The sequence below is a fragment of the Cupriavidus lacunae genome (assembly GCF_003353055.1).
GTDB classification, from domain to species: Bacteria; Pseudomonadota; Gammaproteobacteria; order Burkholderiales; family Burkholderiaceae; genus Cupriavidus; species Cupriavidus lacunae.
On sequence record NZ_QKWJ01000012.1, the window covers coordinates 58,561 to 74,945 of the forward strand.

General features: G+C 67.2%; 14 protein-coding genes. 2 read left to right on the forward strand and 12 right to left on the reverse strand.

All coding sequences use genetic code 11. The annotated features are described in order from the left end of the window. The first annotated feature begins 62 nt into the window (after nt 1-62). Nucleotides 63-185 carry a hypothetical protein gene (locus DN412_RS45475; RefSeq protein WP_279635180.1) on the forward strand — a complete coding sequence of 41 codons (123 nt, stop codon included), beginning with the start codon at nt 63-65 and terminating at the stop codon, nt 183-185. 293 nt (nt 186-478) lie between these two features. After that, complete coding sequence (locus DN412_RS12600) at nt 479-1,330, forward strand: class II glutamine amidotransferase (protein WP_115015801.1); 852 nt, start codon at nt 479-481, stop codon at nt 1,328-1,330. A gap of 19 nt (nt 1,331-1,349) precedes the next feature. Here the strand turns inward: DN412_RS12600 and DN412_RS12605 are convergent, their stop codons facing one another. From DN412_RS12605 to DN412_RS12660, 12 genes are all read right to left on the reverse strand, one after another. Further along, entirely contained in the window at nt 1,350-3,791 is a 2,442-nt protein-coding gene (locus DN412_RS12605; RefSeq protein WP_115015805.1) for a spermine/spermidine synthase domain-containing protein, read from the reverse strand. A gap of 31 nt (nt 3,792-3,822) precedes the next feature. Continuing rightward, nucleotides 3,823-4,587, reverse strand: coding sequence for a protein-L-isoaspartate(D-aspartate) O-methyltransferase (locus tag DN412_RS12610; RefSeq protein WP_115015808.1), 765 nt, complete (start codon nt 4,585-4,587; stop codon nt 3,823-3,825). A 100-nt stretch (nt 4,588-4,687) separates the two neighbouring features. Then, a complete protein-coding gene (locus tag DN412_RS12615; protein WP_115015810.1) occupies nt 4,688-7,516 on the reverse strand; it encodes an Hsp70 family protein in 2,829 nt (942 codons plus the stop codon). After that, nucleotides 7,491-9,338, reverse strand: a complete 1,848-nt coding sequence (locus tag DN412_RS12620; RefSeq protein ID WP_115015814.1) for an Hsp70 family protein — start codon at nt 9,336-9,338, stop codon at nt 7,491-7,493. Before DN412_RS12620 ends, DN412_RS12615 begins: the two co-directional genes overlap by 26 nt. Further along, nucleotides 9,335-9,925: a DUF2760 domain-containing protein gene (locus tag DN412_RS12625; protein WP_115015818.1), complete on the reverse strand. Its 591-nt coding sequence runs from the start codon at nt 9,923-9,925 to the stop codon at nt 9,335-9,337. Before DN412_RS12625 ends, DN412_RS12620 begins: the two co-directional genes overlap by 4 nt. Before the next feature lie 56 nt (nt 9,926-9,981). Further along, nucleotides 9,982-11,949 carry an RNA polymerase sigma factor RpoD gene (gene rpoD / locus DN412_RS12630; protein ID WP_115015821.1) on the reverse strand — a complete coding sequence of 656 codons (1,968 nt, stop codon included), beginning with the start codon at nt 11,947-11,949 and terminating at the stop codon, nt 9,982-9,984. A 318-nt stretch (nt 11,950-12,267) separates the two neighbouring features. Further along, entirely contained in the window at nt 12,268-12,726 is a 459-nt protein-coding gene (locus DN412_RS12635; RefSeq protein WP_115015825.1) for an Lrp/AsnC family transcriptional regulator, read from the reverse strand. 59 nt (nt 12,727-12,785) lie between these two features. Next, on the reverse strand, nt 12,786-13,361 hold the full coding sequence (locus tag DN412_RS12640; RefSeq protein ID WP_115015828.1) for a cysteine dioxygenase family protein: 576 nt from the start codon (nt 13,359-13,361) through the stop codon (nt 12,786-12,788). 201 nt (nt 13,362-13,562) lie between these two features. Continuing rightward, the gene (tolA, locus tag DN412_RS12645) at nt 13,563-14,324 is read right to left on the reverse strand and encodes a cell envelope integrity protein TolA (RefSeq protein WP_115015832.1); all 762 of its coding nucleotides are present in this window, start codon (nt 14,322-14,324) and stop codon (nt 13,563-13,565) included. A 43-nt stretch (nt 14,325-14,367) separates the two neighbouring features. Beyond that, nucleotides 14,368-14,880 (reverse strand): hypothetical protein, encoded by a 513-nt coding sequence (locus DN412_RS12650; RefSeq protein ID WP_115015836.1) that lies wholly within the window; start codon nt 14,878-14,880, stop codon nt 14,368-14,370. A gap of 156 nt (nt 14,881-15,036) precedes the next feature. Further along, nucleotides 15,037-15,405, reverse strand: a complete 369-nt coding sequence (locus DN412_RS12655) for a VOC family protein (protein ID WP_115015838.1) — start codon at nt 15,403-15,405, stop codon at nt 15,037-15,039. A gap of 53 nt (nt 15,406-15,458) precedes the next feature. Beyond that, nucleotides 15,459-16,154 (reverse strand): TetR/AcrR family transcriptional regulator, encoded by a 696-nt coding sequence (locus tag DN412_RS12660; RefSeq protein ID WP_115015841.1) that lies wholly within the window; start codon nt 16,152-16,154, stop codon nt 15,459-15,461. Nucleotides 16,155-16,385 lie beyond the last annotated feature (231 nt).

Here is a 16,385-nt window from a genome sequence, read left to right on the forward strand (position 1 = left end):
AAGCTGTGACATTTCGCGTAGCGGTCTACCATGAAGTACTGACTCAGAGGCCTCTATCTCCCATGAGACTTATCTTCCACCAGCGTGGTCACCCGGAGTTGCCACTGCATGGTGCCCGCTACTACCTGATGCTTGGCGCAGGGCTTGTCGTGCTGGGGGCGCTCTACCTAGTGCTTTCCATGTAGCATCGGCGCCGACCGGTGATGGCACGCCCCATTGATTTTGCGGGCCGATGCCGGACATTCGTGCCTGAATATGCCTGATGAGGCATTTTTATCATTTGGCGTGGCGACACGTCTCCATGCTCCCCCGCGCTGATCGCAGTTGCCGGGCCGAATCGCCCTTTTTGCCGCCGCTCTCCTCGCACGGCGCGTCATCCCCTGCCATGCACTTTGCCGTTCGCGCCTGGCCGTCCTACAACTGGAGAGTGGGCCGGAAGGCACCGGGCCGCGCTTGCAAGGGTCAAAGGAGGAGCATCATGTGCCGCTGGCTGGCTTATTCGGGCAAATCCGTTGCGCTGGAGACGGTGCTGTTCCAGCCGGAACATTCGCTGATCGACCAGAGCCTGAATTCGCGGCTGGGTCATACCACTACCAATGGCGATGGCTTCGGCGTCGGTTGGTACGGTCGTCACTCGGAGGTGCCGTTCCGCTACCGCTGCCTGCACCCGGCCTGGAGCGATACCAACCTGCGCGAGACGGCACGGGCGGTGCGGGCGCCGCTGTTCGTGGCCCACGTGCGCGCGGCCACCGGCACGCCGACGCAGGAGACCAACTGCCATCCGTTCCGCTTCGGCCGCTGGCTGTTCGTCCACAACGGCCTGATCCGCGAATACCCGCTGGTGCGGCGCGACCTGATGATGGCGGTGGCGCCTCATCTGTTTCGCTGGATCGAGGGCTCGACCGATTCCGAGGTGATGTTCTTCCTGGCCCTGACCTTCGGCCTCGAGCGCGACCCGCTCGGCTCGCTCGAGCAGATGGCCGGGCTGATCGAGGACGTCGGCCACCGCTACGACGTCCAGTTTCCGCTCAACATGACGGTCTGCGTGACCGATGGCCAGCAGATCGTGGCGGTGCGCTATTCGAGCGAGGCCAACTCGCGTTCGCTGTTCCACAGCACCTCGTTCCGGCAGCTGCGCGCGCTTTACCCGGACGACCCGCGCATCGCCGCCGCCGGCGACGATGCCTTCCTGGTCCTGTCGGAGCCGCTGATCGACGTGCAGGGAGTGTGGGAGGAGATTCCCGAGGGGACCATCCTGGTTGCGCGGGGTGGTGAGATCGACCGCAACCGCTTCGTGCCACGCATGCCAAATCCAGCCGACGTAAGCTAGAGCGGCTCCCAACCCCGGCTCACGGGCACGCCAGCGCAGCGGCGGCGTACAGCAGCAGCGCCACCAGCACCACCACGGTGAACCCGGCCTGGATCGCGACCAGCGTGGCAAGGACTGCCGCAACCACCGAGGCGCAGGCGTTGATGCCCCATGCCCAGGGCACCAGCGATTCATCGCGGGCCGCGACCCGCGCCAGGCCAAGCGGGAACGGCATCCCCATCAGGAACGCCAGCGGCGCGATCAGCAGTACGGAGACGCCGATCCTGGCCGGATCCGGCAACGCGATCAGCAGCCTGAAGACCGCCGGCAGCGCCACCAGGTAGATCAGCGAGGCCGCGCAGATGCCGCTGACGGCCAGCGCCGCCTGGCGCCTGCCGCGGTCTTGGCCAGCGCGCGCGGGCATGCGCGGGGCATATCGGCTTCCCAGTCCCGCAAAGCACAGGAAGGCGCACAGCACCACCGCGACCGCATAGAGCGGGTGGCTCAGGAACAGGATGAATTTCTGGATAAAGGCGATCTCCACGAACATGAAGCCGAGCCCGACCGCCAGGAAGTAGATGCCGGCCCGCCATTCGGGCAAGCGCCGCACCGCCATGCCATCGCCGCCGGGCTGCGGCCCGGCGCGGCGCCGCAGGATCCAGAGCGGGATCCCGATCAGCAAGCCTGCCGCGGCGGTGGCCTGCAGCAGCGTGGCCACCAGCACCGGATAGCCCCATTCCAGCAAGGGCAGCCCGCCCTGCGCCTTCAGCGACAGCAGCTCTGGCAGCGTGCGCCATTTGAAGAAATGGAAGAAGTAGGGCCTGTCATCGGTGGCGGGGCGCACGTCGAACTTGTAGCGGGACAGGAAGCCGTCGCGCCCGGGGCCGAGCAGGGCCTGCGCGGCGTCATAGAAGTAGGGTTGATCCAGCACGTTGTAGCGATTCGCCTGGCCGGGCTGGATGCCGGGATGGTATTCGACGTCGAACGAGCGCGCGCGGCAGAACTCGAGCAGGGCAGCCAGGTCCGCGGCACTGAATTCGCCGTTCTTGACGACCAGCGTGGCCGTCTTCCAGCCGCGGACCAGCGCCAGCCGCCGCGACGGATCGGCTACGCCGGCGCCTTCCATCGCCGCCACGGCGGTGGCGAACAGTTTCGGTATGTCGCGCGGCGGCAGCGTGACCCAGCGCGTGATCGCAAGCAGGCCGCCGGGCCGAAGATGGCGCAGGTAGCCCTGGAAGGCTTCCACGGTATAGAGATAACTCTCCGATAGCGCATACAGTCCCGCCGACGACGTGCTGAAGGAATCCAGCAGGGCTACCTGGATAAGGTCGTAGTGTTTTGTGCTGGCCGCCAGGAAGCCGCGTGCCTCGCCGGCAAAGGCACGCACGCCGGCCGCGCTGTAGGGCTTGCCGGAAAACGCGGCGAAGCGGCCCTGAACCAGGTCGATCACCTGCGGATTCAGCTCCACCGCATCGATCGCGCTGGCCCCGTGGTAAACCGCTTGCAACACGTCCGCCCCGGCTCCGCTGCCCAGCACCAGCACGTTTGGACCTTGCAGCAAGTGGTAAGGCAGGGCAGAGGTGAGGTCGCCAAGGTAGGCAAGCGGTTCGCGTCGGCCGTCATAGTGGTTGAGCGCACTGAGCCCGTCGCCATCGGTAAACACGGCCAGTTGCGGTGGCGGCTCCTGTGTGGCATTGAGGCTTAGCCCGGGCGCGTGCCGCAACGGGATCGTGGGACTCTCGACCACCGTGACCAGGCCGAGGGGACTCGAGCGCTGCGCCACCACGCGCGCGCCGCCGATGCGCATGGCCTGGCTCAGCTCCTTGTACTCGGACGGCCGCAGCGCAATCCAGTTGCCTGGCACCGCGGCCGGCACGATCGCCGCCGACAGCAGCAGCAGCGCCGGCAGCCAGGGCCGGTGCCAGCCGCACTCAACGCAGGCCAGGGCCGCCGCCGACATGCCTGCCGTGCCGACCAGCCGCAGGGCATCGACCGGGTCCAGCACGAACAGCGCCACGATGATGCCCAGGCAACCCAGCCCGGCGCCAAGGATATCGAAGCTGTAGATGCGGGGAACCTGTGCGTGGAAGCGGGAAAAGCATAGGCAGATACTGGTGGCGGCGCATAGGAACGGCACGAACAGCAGCAGGTAGATCAGCACCAGGCGCAGCGGCTGCGATGGGTCCCACAGGATTTCCAGCGGATTGAACGTGACCTGCTGGGCGAGCGCGAAGCAGGCCATCGCGCCGAGGCCGAAGAGCAGCGCGCCGCCGGCAAAGACCGGCACGAAATGGCGGATCAGCGTTTGCCGCGCCAGTGCCACCAGCGCCCCCGCCGCGCCGTAGCCCAGCAGTGCCACGCTGATCATCATGTAGGCGAAGTGATGCCACTGGATGATGGAGAACAGCCGCATCAGCAGGATCTCATACCCGAGCGCCGCGGCGGAGAGCAGCGCCAGGGCGAACAGCGGCGGGCGTGGCATGGCGTCAGCGGGCCGGCTGAGATGCCGCGCCTCAGTGCTTGCCGACCAGCGGCACGAACCTGACCGGCAGGATCTGCCTGGTGGAAACGGTGCCATCCGCGGACTTTTCCACCAGTAGCAGGTATTGCGTCAGGAACTGGGCGCCCACCGGGATCACCATCCGGCCGCCAGGCTTCAGTTGCCGGATCAGCGGCGGCGGCACGTGGCTGGCCGCGGCGGTGACGACGATGGCGTCATAGGGCGCGTGCTCGTCCCAGCCGTAGTAGCCGTCGTCGACCTTGCACGCCACCTGCCGGTAGGCCAGCCGCTTCAGGCGCTCGCAGGCCTCGCGTCCCAGCGGCTCGATGATCTCGATGGTGTATACCGCGCGCGCCAGCCCGGCCAGCACCGCGGCCTGGTAGCCGGAGCCGGTGCCGATCTCCAGCACGGTGTCGCCAGGCTTGACCATCATCAGGTCAGTCATCAGGGCGACGATATACGGCTGCGAAATAGTCTGGCCATGGCCGATGGGCAACGGCCGGTTTTCATACGCGTGCGGCTTTTGCGCATCGGGCACGAACTCGTGGCGAGGCACTTGCCCCATCACGGCCATGACGCGCGGGTCGATGGCATGCCTGCCGCTCTGGGCTGCGGCACCCGCGGCGACCGTGGCAATCTCCCTGACCATGTCGGCGCGTTGGGGTGCCAGGGCGTCGTCTGCAGCGGCCGGGCAGAGCCAGGCCGTGGCGGCGATGGCGATGGATGGGAGGAGTGCTGACAGCTTCACGGGTGGGACAGGCAAGGAGCCTACCGTCATCGTAGGTCATCGGTCTGGCTGGTGCAGGCAAGTGACAGACAAGGCGCTTGCCAACCTGTTCGCGGCCAGATCGCCGCCGTCGCCAGTCCCGATCTGCCTGTCAGCCCGCGATCAGCTTGAGGCCGGCGGGCAGCGCCTCGCCAAATACCCGTCCTTCGTCGGCGGCATTGAGTTCCACGACCTCGCGCACCATGGCAATCCAGCTTTGCGGCGCGTTGGCGGCTTCCAGCCGGCGGACGACGCTGACCCGGGTCTCGTCGGGCAGGTCCCGGGTGCGGTCGCCGGTCATGCGCGCGATCTGCACCGCGGCGAACGCAGCCGGCTCGACCTTTTTCCAGTCGAGCGCAAGGATGGTGTCCACCCAGCGCGCGGCGGTCTCGGCCGGCACGACGCTGTGCGCGCTGCCGTAGAACGGCCGGCGCGCGCCGATGCGGCCCACGGCCCACCAGCCCTGGTTGTTTTCCGATGGCTTGCGCAGGCGGGTCAGCAGCCACTCGGCCAGTTCGATCTTGGCGTCGGTGGGAATGCGCTCCAGGGAGCCGGCCAGGCGCACCATATCGGCATAGCCGCCCCGGGTGGGACCGGCGGGCTTCTTGTAGCGGGCGCTGCCGGGAGGCTGCAGGTAGAAGGCCATGTCTTCCAGCAGGCGCAGCTGGGCGCTCTCGTCCAGGCCGCCTGCCGCGCGCCGCCACAGCGTCCACCACTCCGACCAGTTCTGGCTTTCGTTGACGTACTGGATGCCCTGGTCGTACTGCGACCAGAGCTGTTCCACGCGCCATTCGTCGAGCGGATAGCCGAACCCCGGGCGCACGCAGTAGCCGGCCAGGTTCAGCCACAGGCGCTCATGGTCGGCAGTGCGCCGCCGCCGCCGGGCGCGCTCCCAGAAGGCGCCGAAGAGCTCGCGCAGCAGGGCGCTGTCCCACTGCTCGCGCGCGCCCAGCAGCTGCTCCAGCTGCGCCCGCAGCCGCTTGACTTCCTTGGGGCCGACCTCCTGCGAGCGGGCGCCGAAGGTGCGGTCTATCGCTTCCAGGGCCTGGGGCAGGGACGGGTGCGCCGTGTCCGCCGCGGGCGCCGCCACCGGGGCCTCGTTGCCGCGCAGCTGGAATTCAAGGCGCCATCGCTGCGAGGCATCGGCAATATTGATGCAGTGGACTTCGAGCGTACCGACCTCAGTCAGCGAGGTGGTGATCTGTACGGGCGTTTCCCGCGGGCCGCTGGCGCCGCGCGGCTGCACCACGGTGGCGATCGGCGGCAGGCGGACGAAGTCGCCCGTCGACAGGTCGGTCAGCTGGCCCGGCTGGTAGGCCGTATCGGCGACGGAGGAAACCAGGTGGAACTGCACCGGATGCCCAAGCCGCAAGGCAAAGGTGCGGTCGCTGAGATGGATCTCATGGCCTTCTTCGGTGCCCCGTGGCAGCAGGCAGATCCCTTGCGGCCCCGACGCGCCATCGTCGAGCATCAGGAAATAGCTGCGCGGCGAGCCGCCACCGATGCGCGGCGCCTGGCCGGCACGCGCCCGCGCATACGCGACCGCGCCGCGTGCCACGGCAATGTCGGGATCGGCGTTGTGCAGGACATGCAGCGGCGCGCCGCGCCAGCTGCCCAGCGTATCGGCGATGCGGCCGGCCAGGGCTTGCGCGCGGAACACGCCGCCGTTGAGCAGCAGGGTGTCTGGCACCGGCAGCGCGTCATCCTGCGCGGGTGGCGCATCCAGTGCCGCCCGCGACTGCGCGGCGTGCTGCCCCAGGAAGGCGGCAACGTGCCGGGTCACGGCCGGGTCGGATGCATACGGCAGGCCGAACTCGATGATGGCGCCGCGCGCGCGGCCGGGCCTTTCGCTGGCAGGCACCCTGGGGAAGAAGCCGTCGACGACAAGCTGCTCGACTTCCTGCCGCGTCACTTCCACCGACCGTGCGCCGCCGATCAGTTTTGAGCCCGCGCCCAGCAGGGTCACCATGACCGAGTCCGGTGCCTGCGCGCTCAGCAGTTGTTCCTTGGCGGCGCGGCAGCGCGCGACCAGCTGCGACAGGCTGGCCGCCGACAGGCGTGCCTGCGCCTGCGCGCCGGACCCGAGGCGTGCTTCGACCAGATGCGCCAGGCCCAGATCCATGTTGTCGCCGCCGAGCATCAGGTGGTTGCCCACGCCGATGCGGGTCAGCTGCGGCTGGCCGTCCTGCATCTCTACGCGGATCAGGGTGAGGTCGGTGGTACCGCCGCCTACGTCGCAGATCAGCACCAGGCGGGTTTGCGCCAGGTCCTTGTCCAGGGTCTGGCGATGGTGGAACAGCCAGTCGTAGAGCGCGGCCTGCGGTTCTTCGAGCAGGCGCAGGGCGGGCAGCCCGGCCAGGCGTGCGGCCTCCAGCGTCAGCGCACGCGCGCCTTCGTCGAACGAGGCGGGCACGGTGAGGACCACGTCCTGGTTTTCGAGCCGGGCATCGGGAAAACGGTGGTTCCATGCCGCGCACACATAGCCAAGGTAGCTCGCGCTGGCGACCACCGGCGAGATCTTGTCGAGGTCGTCGTCCCCGCCCCATGGCAGGATGGGCGCGGTGCGGTCGACCGACGCATGCGACAGCCAGCTCTTTGCGCTGGCCACGAGACGCCCGGGCACCTGCGCGCCGAGCGTCGCGGCCAGGCGGCCGAACACGGTCCGCCGCGCGGCCGCGCTGGCGGCGGATTGCCAGGGCAGCTGCAGGTCATCGCCGCTGAGCTCGCCCGGCGCCGCGTGGTAGCGCACCGAGGGCAGCAGGGGGCGGGCCGCGACCTCGCCCGGGCTGACCAGCTGGTCGATATCGAAGACGCGGATGTCGTCGGATCCGGCCTTCGCATAGGCGACGACCGTATTGCTGGTGCCAAGGTCGATGCCGACGACGTATTGCCTGGTCGTCGGCCCGCCCGTTTGCTCAGGCATCGGCGCTGCCGCGCACATCGAACTCGACCTTCCAGCGCTCGCCGCTGGCTCGGGGCACGGCTTCGAGTTCCAGGGTGCCGGTCTCGGTCACCCGCGCATGCAGCCTGACCGGTACCACTTCACCCGCGGTGCGGCCTTCGGCGGGCAGGGTTGCCTGGATTTCTTCCAGCTCCTGCAATTCCTCCGGCCCCCAGAAATCCAGCAGGGTGCCGACCTGGTCCTGGCGGCGCACCGACGAGCCAAAGAAGCGGAAGTGCACGGGTTCGCCCACCACCAGGCCGAATTCCTGCGGCGGCAGTTCGGCGTCGGTGCCTTCTTCCATGCCGAACGGCGCCACGCACAGGGCCTGGATCGGCGGTTCGAAGCCAGGCACGGCGGGCATCGACGATTCCACGGCGATATAGTAAGCGCGCGCGGTGCCGCCACGAATCCGCACCCCCTTGCCGCGCCGCACGTAGCCGTAGTAAGCGGCGCCGCGTGCCACGGCCAGGTCCAGCTCCGCGCCGTCAAGCAGTCGGGCCGGGGTCGCGCTTTCCGCGGCCAGCCAGCCGTTGAGTGTCTGCAGGATGCGCTCTGCTAGCAGGCCTGACTTGAACACGCCGCCATTGAACAGGACGGCGGTCGGGTGCAGGAAGGTCGCGCCTTCCGGCTGTGCGCTCTGCATGCCTTCGACTTCGGCCAGCGCCGCCACCTGGCGGCCCAGGAACGCGGCCAGGTGCCGCGTGACGGCGGCATCCTGCGCATAGGGCAGGCCCAACTGCGTCAGGCCGACGCGGGCCCGGCTCACCGGGCGGGCCGAGGCCTCGACTTGCGGGAAGAACCCTTCCAGGATGGTCTGGGTCAGCTCGGCGCGGGTCAGGTCCGTGCGGATCGAGCCGCCGATCAGCTTGGAGCCGCGGCTGGGCACGACCAGCGGCACGGTATCCGTGGTCGGGTCGGTCAGCAGCGTTTCCTTGGCCGCGCGGCAGGCATAGGTCAGCGCGCGCAGTTGCCACGGGTCGGCCTGCGTGCCCTGGGCGGCCAGCTTGCGCGCCACCACGTGGGCCAGCGCCAGGTCCATGTTGTCGCCGCCAAGCAGGATATGGTCGCCGACCGCAATGCGATGCAGTTCAAGGTTGCCGTCGCGCTCGATCACGGCGATCAGCGACAGGTCGGTGGTGCCGCCGCCGACGTCAACGACGAGGATGATGTCGCCGACCTTTACCTGCTTGCGCCATTGGCCGCCGCTCTTCTGGATCCAGCTATAGAGCGCTGCCTGGGGTTCCTCGAGCAGGGTCATGCGGGCATAGCCGGCCGCGGCGGCCGCCTCGGCCGTCAGTTCGCGCGCGGCCGGGTCGAACGATGCGGGAATCGTCACGGTGACGTCCTGCTCGCCGAATGGCGCTTCGGGGTGGGCCTGGTCCCAGGCCTCACGCAGGTGCGTCAGGTAACGCACCGAAGCCTCGAGCGGCGAGACGCGCGGCACCTCGGGCGGCGCGTCGTTGGGCAGGATCGGCGAGCGGCGGTCGACGCCGGGATGACACAGCCAGCTCTTGGCGCTCGACACCAGGCGGATCGGCGTGGCCGCGCCGCGGCTGCGCGCCAGCTCGCCCACGGCGAAGTCGCGCTCGGCGTTCCACGGCAGCCGCAGGTCGCCCGGGGCGAGTTCGCTGGCGTGCGGCAGGTACAGGAAGGAGGGCAGCAGGTCGAGGTCTTCGATGGCCCCCGGCGCGGTCAGTTGCGTGATGGGCAGCACCGCCTGGCTGGTCTTTTCGCCATCGCTGGCGGCTAGGTCGACGTAGGAAACGGCGCTGTGCGTGGTGCCCAGGTCGATGCCGATGGCATAGCGTGCTTCGCTCATAGCTCCACCTCGGCGGGGGCGATCACCGTGGCGTCATGGCGCTCGGCCACGCGCGGCAGGCGTACCTCCGCGACCTTCCAGCCGCGGTGGCTGATGCTGCCGTGGAACGGCGCGCTGCCGACCACATTCCCGGTCAGGCGGATGGCGCTGGCGTCGAAGCCGTCGGCCAGCGTCACGCGGCTGCCCTCGGCTTCCTCGCGCACCGGCCGGATGGTGAAATGCTCGCGCAGCACCGCGCGGCAGCCATCGTGCACCAGGCGGGCGGCGGCGCCGATATCCGCGTCGGAATAGCGCGCGACGTCTTCCTCGACGAAGTCGACAAAGCGTGCGTCGCGCTGGAGCAAGCCCAGCAACTGAAGCGCTGCCACCGGGCTGGCTTCTTTCAGCATGGGTGCGGCAGCTTCCGCCACCGGGGCGGGTGCAGGTGCAGGTGCAGGTGCAGGTGCGGATACCGGCGCCGGGGCGAATCCCTCACCGTCCCGCAGCCGCTTGACGCTGGCTGCGAGTTCGCGGTTGCCAAGGATGGCGAAGAAGGTGCCCAGGGCAAGCGAGACCCTGCCGAAGAAAGATAGGTTCGAGTCAGTCATCCAAACGCTCCTGTCTGCTCTGTGTCAGTCGGCCAATCTGCGATTGCCGGCAAGCATCAGGCGTCACGCAGGTAGGTGATCAGCTGATCCGCGCGGCTGGGATGCCGCAGCTTCTTCATTGCCTTGCTTTCAATCTGGCGAATCCGCTCGCGCGTGACATCGAACTGCTTGCCGACTTCTTCCAGCGTGTAGTCGGTGGACATGTCGATGCCAAAACGCATGCGCAGCACCTTGGCTTCGCGGGGCGAGAGCTCATCGAGCATCTCGCGCACGACCGCACGCAGGCCCGCCTGCAACGCGGCGTCGGCCGGCGTGGCCGTGTCCGAGTCGGCGATCATGTCGCCCAAGCTGGTGTCGCCATCCTCGCCGACCGGGGTTTCCATCGAGACCGGCTCCTTTGCGATCTTCATGATCGAGCGGACCTTGTCCTCGGTCATGTCCAGGCGCTCGGCCAGCACCGCCGGATCGGGCTCCTTGCCGGTCTGCTGCATGATCTCGCGCGACAGGCGATTGAGCTTGTTGATCTGCTCGATCATGTGCACCGGCACCCGGATGGTGCGGGCCTGGTCGGCGATCGCGCGCGTGACGGCCTGGCGGACCCACCACGTTGCGTAGGTAGAGAATTTCCAGCCGCGGCGATACTCGAACTTGTCGACCGCCTTCATCAGGCCGATGTTGCCCTCCTGGATCAGGTCCAGGAACTGCATCCCGCGGTTGGTGTACTTCTTGGCAATCGAGATCACCAGGCGCAGGTTGGCCTGCGTCATTTCATGCTTGGCCTGGCGCATCTGCCGTTCGGCGGCCAGCATCTTGCGGTTGACGGTCTTCAGCTCGGGCAGCGACAGGGCCGCCCGGGCCTGGATGTCGATCAGCTTTTGCTGATGCGCCTCGAGGTCCGGCAGCGCGCGCGCGACCGCCGCGCTGTACGGGCGCGATTCGGCGACCAGATCCTGGCCCCAGGCGAGGTTGGTTTCATTGCCGGGGAAGCGCGCAATGACATCCTCACGCTCCATCCCGCACCGCTCGACCAGCAGCTGGACAACCTGGCGCTCGACCACGCGGACCTCGTCGACCATCGCCTGGACGTTGGCGCACAGGCGCTCGATGGTTCGCGCGGTAAAGCGGATCGTGCGCAGTTCCTCGCGCACCGCATCCCGCGCAGACAGGAAGCCTGCCGACGCCGTGCCGTTTGCTTCGCTCTCCTGGCGCATGCGCTCGAACTGCTCGGCGACGCGCGCAAAGCGCTTCATGCATTCGTCGCGCAGCCTGGCCAGATCGGCTTCGGCGCTCTGCTGGCTGCTGCCTTCATCCGCGGCGTCGTCGGCGTCGTCATCGGTCTCGTCGGCGCCGTCGATGGTGTCGTCGGTCTCGTCGGTGGCCGCCGCCGCGACGGGCTCGGCAATGCTCTCGTCGCTCAGGCCGTCGACCACGTCGTCGATGCTGATTTCATTGCTGGCGACCTTGGCCGACAGCTCGAGAATGGCGGCGACGGTGAACGGGCAGGCCGAGATGGCATGCACCATATTGTTCAGGCCGTCCTCGATCCGCTTGGCAATCTCGACTTCCTGCTTGCGCGTGAGCAGCGTTGCCGAGCTCATCTCGCGCATGTACATGCGCACCGGGTCGGTGGTCCGGCCGAACTCGGAGTCCACGGTGGCCAGTGCCACCTCGGCTTCTTCCTCGGCCTGCTCGTCCGAGGCGACTACCGGGCCATCGCTCAGCAGGAGCGTCTCGGCGTCCGGCGTCTGCTCGTAGATCTTCACGCCCATCTCGGCGAACGTGCTGACGATGCCTTCCATCGCCGCCGTGTCCGTGAAGTTGTCCGGCAGGTGGTCGCTGATGTCCGCGTGGGTCAGGTAGCCACGCTGCCTGCCCAGCTGGATCAGGGCGCGCAGCTGCTGACTGCGCTCCGTGGCCTCGGCCGCGGAACCAGGCTGCGCCGTAGACGCCGTGTTTGTCTGGCCAAGGTCCTTGCTTGCTGCTACTCGTGTTTTGGCTGCCGTTCGTTGTGCGCCGCTTGTCATCTACAACTGTTTCCTTCGTGCATCGCGTGTCGACGGCAGTGCGCACGATGGCGTGCGTTATCGGACCTGCTGTCAAGGCTCGCGGGGGGTCTCGGTGGGGCGAGGGACAAAACCGGACGCCGCGACCGTTTGAATAGGGGCCGTGTATTCTACAGCCATTGGTGCGTCGCAGCAGGTCGAATGGTGGTGATTTCGGGGTGACGAACAGGCCTGGGAGGTCGGAATTCGTGTTTTTGAGGCGAAAAAAGCCCCGAAATGGCGGAAATTGCTAGTCGCGATGGGCCGGCCCCCAACCCCGGATGCAGCGCAAGTGCCGCCTCAGGCATAGTCGAGCGGCAGGGCCGTGGTGTATTTGATCTGCTCCATGGCAAAACTGGAGCTGACGTCGGCCAGTTCCGCCCCCTGGATCAGTTTCTTGTAGACACGGTCGTAGGCGGCGATATCGGGCACCACCACGCGCAGCAGGTAATCCGTGTCGCCGGCCATGCGATAGAACTCTGTCACTTCCGGGATCGACGATACCAGGCCGTGGAACTGCTTGAGCCAGTTCACGTTGTGCTGGCTGGTCCGGACCGACACAAAGACGGTGACGCCGGCATTGAGCTTGCCGGCGTCGAGCAGCGCCACGCGCTTGCGGATCAGGCCGGCCTCTTCCAGCTTCTGGATGCGGCGCCAGCATGGCGTCGAGCTCAGCCCGACCCGTTCCCCGATTTCCGCCACCGGCACGGTGGCGTCTTCCTGCAGGATGGCAAGGATCTGTTTGTCGTAGCGGTCCATGGCACGTAGCGGTCAGGTGAGGGTGGGGCGACGCCCGCCCGCAGCGCTGCGCGCGGCGGCTAGACGTCGGCGGTGGGCACCAGCAGGTTCACGCCGGTAGCAATATGGTCGCGGCTGACGCCATAGAGATGCAGGGACACGGCGATATCGTCGCTGGCATTGCCCAGTGCATGGATGTGCTGCAGCCCGCCCGGCACGCTGAAGGTATCGCCGGCCGCGCGCTCGACGGTATTGGTATGGCGCGCGTGCCGGCTGGCGGCATCCCACTGGTAGTGCTGCTCGGTCATCGTGCCGCGCAGCACGCGGTAGGCGCACCAGGTGCGATGGCCGTGCACGGGGCTCGCCTGCCCGGGGCGCCAGACCAACACCATCGCCGAGAAGCGTTCCAGCGGATCGCCATAGACCAGGTGGCGGGTATAGGTATCCGGCGAGCCTTGCAGGGCGCCCGGCGGCAAGGCGGCAAGCAGGGTGTCGGTGTCTGGCAGGTGTGAAGCAATGTGGCTGCCCACCATGCGCGCGCTGTTGGCGAAAATGGCTGCGAGGTCCAGCGCCAGCTGGTCCAGCGGTGCGGCCGGCAGCGCCAGGGGAGGCGTATTGGCCGAACGCGCGGCAGTGAGGGGGGGTGCGGTTTGCATGGCGGGCTCCGTCGGCTTGTTTTTGTTTATTTATGATATTGGCGGGCCTGGAGCACATGCATGCAAATTTTCCTTCCTGGTTGGCCGGAATTGTAATGGCATTCCTAAAAAATATCGATTCGTAGAATGGAATGCTCAAATCGTGCCGGAAACGAGGCGAAGGGGCCGATGCCGGCCATGGCGCGGGAAGCGCCGGCCCTGCTAGCCGCCCTGGTCCTTGGGCCAGAAGGTAATGAGGATATTGGAAGGGGCGACGCCGTTGGTGTCGCGGGGCAGCGGGTCGGATCGCTGCACCGCGCGCAGCACGGCGTTGTCCCAGCCGGCATTGCCGCTTGACTTGGCAAGGCGGGTGGACAGCAGCGAGCCGTCCGGCGCCATGCTCACGGCCACCACCGCCGGCGGATTGCCGGGGACGTCTTCGTTGAAGATGATGTTCGGCTTGACCCGCTGCCGCACGCGCTCGGCATAGCCGGATGAAGCCTTTGCGGAGGCGCCGGAGCCGGTCCCGGCGTTGGCCGCGGCGCTTGTGCCGCCCGCCTGCGCCCGCAACCGTGCCAGTTCGCTCTGGCGCTGGGCGTTGCTGGCCTGGCGCTGTGCTTCCATTGCCTTGCGTTGCGCATCCTCCTTGCGGGCGGCTTCGGCGCGCGCCTGGCTCTCGCGCTGCCGCGCCTGCGCTTGCTCGCGTGCGGCAAGCTCGGCCTTGCGCTGCTTTTCCTGCAGCGAGATATCGGCCTCTTCCTCTTCGACCGGCTTTGGCGCTGGCCTGATTGCCGGCTCCGGGGTTGCGGCTTCGGGGATGGGTTCCCACAACTCGGCCGCGACACCCTCCGGCGCCGCGCTGTGCCAGCGCACGCCGTAATAGAGCAGGACGCCCAGCAGCAGGTGCATGAGCAAGGCCAGCAGGAAGCACGTCAGCGTGCCCCGCTCACGCACGGGCTGGTAGGGATAGGCAGCGGTCTGCATGGATCAGGCACCGTGCCGCTGTTCGCTGCCGGGCTCCTGCTTCCTATGCGCCGGCAGGCACATCAGCGTGCCGCTCCAGTTTCAGGTACGAGTCGGCCGCAACCAGGCCGAACACGATGTGGGCAATGGCGGTCACCCAGCCTCGCGCTTCGGCAAACCATGGGAAGACGGCGGTCATGCCGTAAAAGTTCACCAGCAACAAGCCCAGGCCGAAAAGCGCCCCCACCACCGAGGCCATGCCGACGCTCGAATCGAAATGGAAGGGTGCCATGATCGTCGCCAGGATCAGCGCGAACACGACAGAGAGCGCGAAGTGGACCACCACGGCTGCCAGCAGCACGCTCACCTGGAAGGTGGCAGGTTGCGCCAGCACATCCGGGCCGAGCAGGATGGCGCCGATCATGGTCAGCGTCTTCCAGACACTGGCCCCCATCAACATGGCCGCCAGCAGGTCTAACACCAGGAATACCAGCCCGGCGACGAGGCCCGCCAGCGCCGCCGCACGCCAGTCCGGCCACCGGTGCGTGTAGCGATGCGATTGCATATGAAGTTCCATGACATCCTCCTTTGATGCGGCAGAAACCAAAGCCGCGTTCCAAGGCGCAACTTCATTCTATGGGGTGCAACCGCATCAACCAAGCGCAGTAAACGCTGAAAAGCATCGAGCGGGTGTGGTCGGGTGCCCGTGTCTCGTCAAAGCCCCACAGCGGCGCTAGCCCTTCGTGAAAATTTCCAGGAAGTGCTTGCTTGGATCCTCGAAGTAGATCCTGCGGCCGCCATCGTCCGTATTGACCTCGCCGGGGCGGCGGCGGTAGGGGTCGGCCCAGTACGTCAGGTTGCGCGCGCGGATGCGGGCAAAGCCCTGGTCGAATTCGGCGTCGCTGACCAGGAAGGCATAGTGCTGCAGGGCCACATCGCCTTCGGCGTCCATGAAGTCCAGGGTGACATCGTTGTCGAGCCGTACCCCGAGAAACGGCCCGAAAGGCTCGGCCGGGGGGCGTCCGAGGACTTCGCAGAAGAAGTCCGCGGATGCCTTCTTGTCATGAGAGAAGACGATGGTGTGGTTGAGCTGGATGGCCATGTCGCAATCTCCGGTACATGGGTTTGCGCCCGCCGCCCAGGATGGCCGGGCGGTCAGGCGCCTTCGACCTTCCTCAGCGCCGCGCCGACTTCTCCATAGAAGGCCCGCAGCTTTTCCGCCTCGACATTCACCGGCAGCAATGCGGGCCACAGCAAGGCCACCATGTCGCTGGCGGTCTTGTCGATATCGACTTCCCGCTCGCGTGCGATCGCATCCCAGAGGATATGCTCCATCGGCCCGAGAATGGCCGAGCGCATCAGGCTCAGCGGCAGGTCGTCGCGAATCTCGCCGTTTTCCCTTCCGCGCGCCAGCAGGTCCATCAGCGGGGCCGTATAGCGGCGTTGCAGCGGCACGAACACCTCGCCCAGGTCTGGCCCCTTGGCCCGGCCTTCCGACAGCACCAGGGCGCAAAGGCCGGTCCCCTGGATCAGGAACAACTGCAGGTGCGTCTTCACATAGAACGCCAGTTGCGCCCTGGCGCTCTGGCCGCGAGGCATGCCCTGCTCGAAGGTGTCGATGATCTCGTCGTACCAATCCTCGATCACCCGCACGCAAAGCGCGCGCTTGCCATGGAAGTACGTGAAGACCGTTGCCTCGGACACGCCCAGGCGTTGGGCAATCTCGGTGGTCGTGGCTCTTTCGTAGCCCAGTTCGGCGAACACCTCGCGGCTGACGCGCAGGATATCCCGGATGCGCTGTTCCGCCTTGGCGCCGGCCGGTACGCGGCGAGGGGTGGTGATCTCTTCCATGTGTCTGAGCCCAGCTAGCGGAAACGCGGAATTATAGGCCGCGCCCGATTGGCCGCGGCGCCGGGGGGGGTCGGCTGCCGAGGCTGCGTGCGCGCTCAATGTGCTCACATGGTACTCCTTTTGATGCGGAGTTGAGTAATACTCAAATACCTGTTGAATTTTCCTCGGCCGCCGTATACCTTTCCATCAATCAGCTGAGGTGCCAATAGAGTGAGTCGTAGGTCTGGCAGA

Coding starts and splice junctions, on each gene's coding strand:
- DN412_RS45475 (WP_279635180.1), top strand. CDS start 63: ATGAGACTTATCTTCCACCAGCGTGGTCACCCGGAGTTGCCACTGCAT.
- DN412_RS12600 (WP_115015801.1), top strand. CDS start 479: ATGTGCCGCTGGCTGGCTTATTCGGGCAAATCCGTTGCGCTGGAGACG.
- DN412_RS12605 (WP_115015805.1), bottom strand. CDS start 3,791: ATGCCACGCCCGCCGCTGTTCGCCCTGGCGCTGCTCTCCGCCGCGGCG.
- DN412_RS12610 (WP_115015808.1), bottom strand. CDS start 4,587: ATGACGGTAGGCTCCTTGCCTGTCCCACCCGTGAAGCTGTCAGCACTC.
- DN412_RS12615 (WP_115015810.1), bottom strand. CDS start 7,516: ATGTGCGCGGCAGCGCCGATGCCTGAGCAAACGGGCGGGCCGACGACC.
- DN412_RS12620 (WP_115015814.1), bottom strand. CDS start 9,338: ATGAGCGAAGCACGCTATGCCATCGGCATCGACCTGGGCACCACGCAC.
- DN412_RS12625 (WP_115015818.1), bottom strand. CDS start 9,925: ATGACTGACTCGAACCTATCTTTCTTCGGCAGGGTCTCGCTTGCCCTG.
- rpoD (WP_115015821.1), bottom strand. CDS start 11,949: ATGACAAGCGGCGCACAACGAACGGCAGCCAAAACACGAGTAGCAGCA.
- DN412_RS12635 (WP_115015825.1), bottom strand. CDS start 12,726: ATGGACCGCTACGACAAACAGATCCTTGCCATCCTGCAGGAAGACGCC.
- DN412_RS12640 (WP_115015828.1), bottom strand. CDS start 13,361: ATGCAAACCGCACCCCCCCTCACTGCCGCGCGTTCGGCCAATACGCCT.
- tolA (WP_115015832.1), bottom strand. CDS start 14,324: ATGCAGACCGCTGCCTATCCCTACCAGCCCGTGCGTGAGCGGGGCACG.
- DN412_RS12650 (WP_115015836.1), bottom strand. CDS start 14,880: ATGGAACTTCATATGCAATCGCATCGCTACACGCACCGGTGGCCGGAC.
- DN412_RS12655 (WP_115015838.1), bottom strand. CDS start 15,405: ATGGCCATCCAGCTCAACCACACCATCGTCTTCTCTCATGACAAGAAG.
- DN412_RS12660 (WP_115015841.1), bottom strand. CDS start 16,154: ATGGAAGAGATCACCACCCCTCGCCGCGTACCGGCCGGCGCCAAGGCG.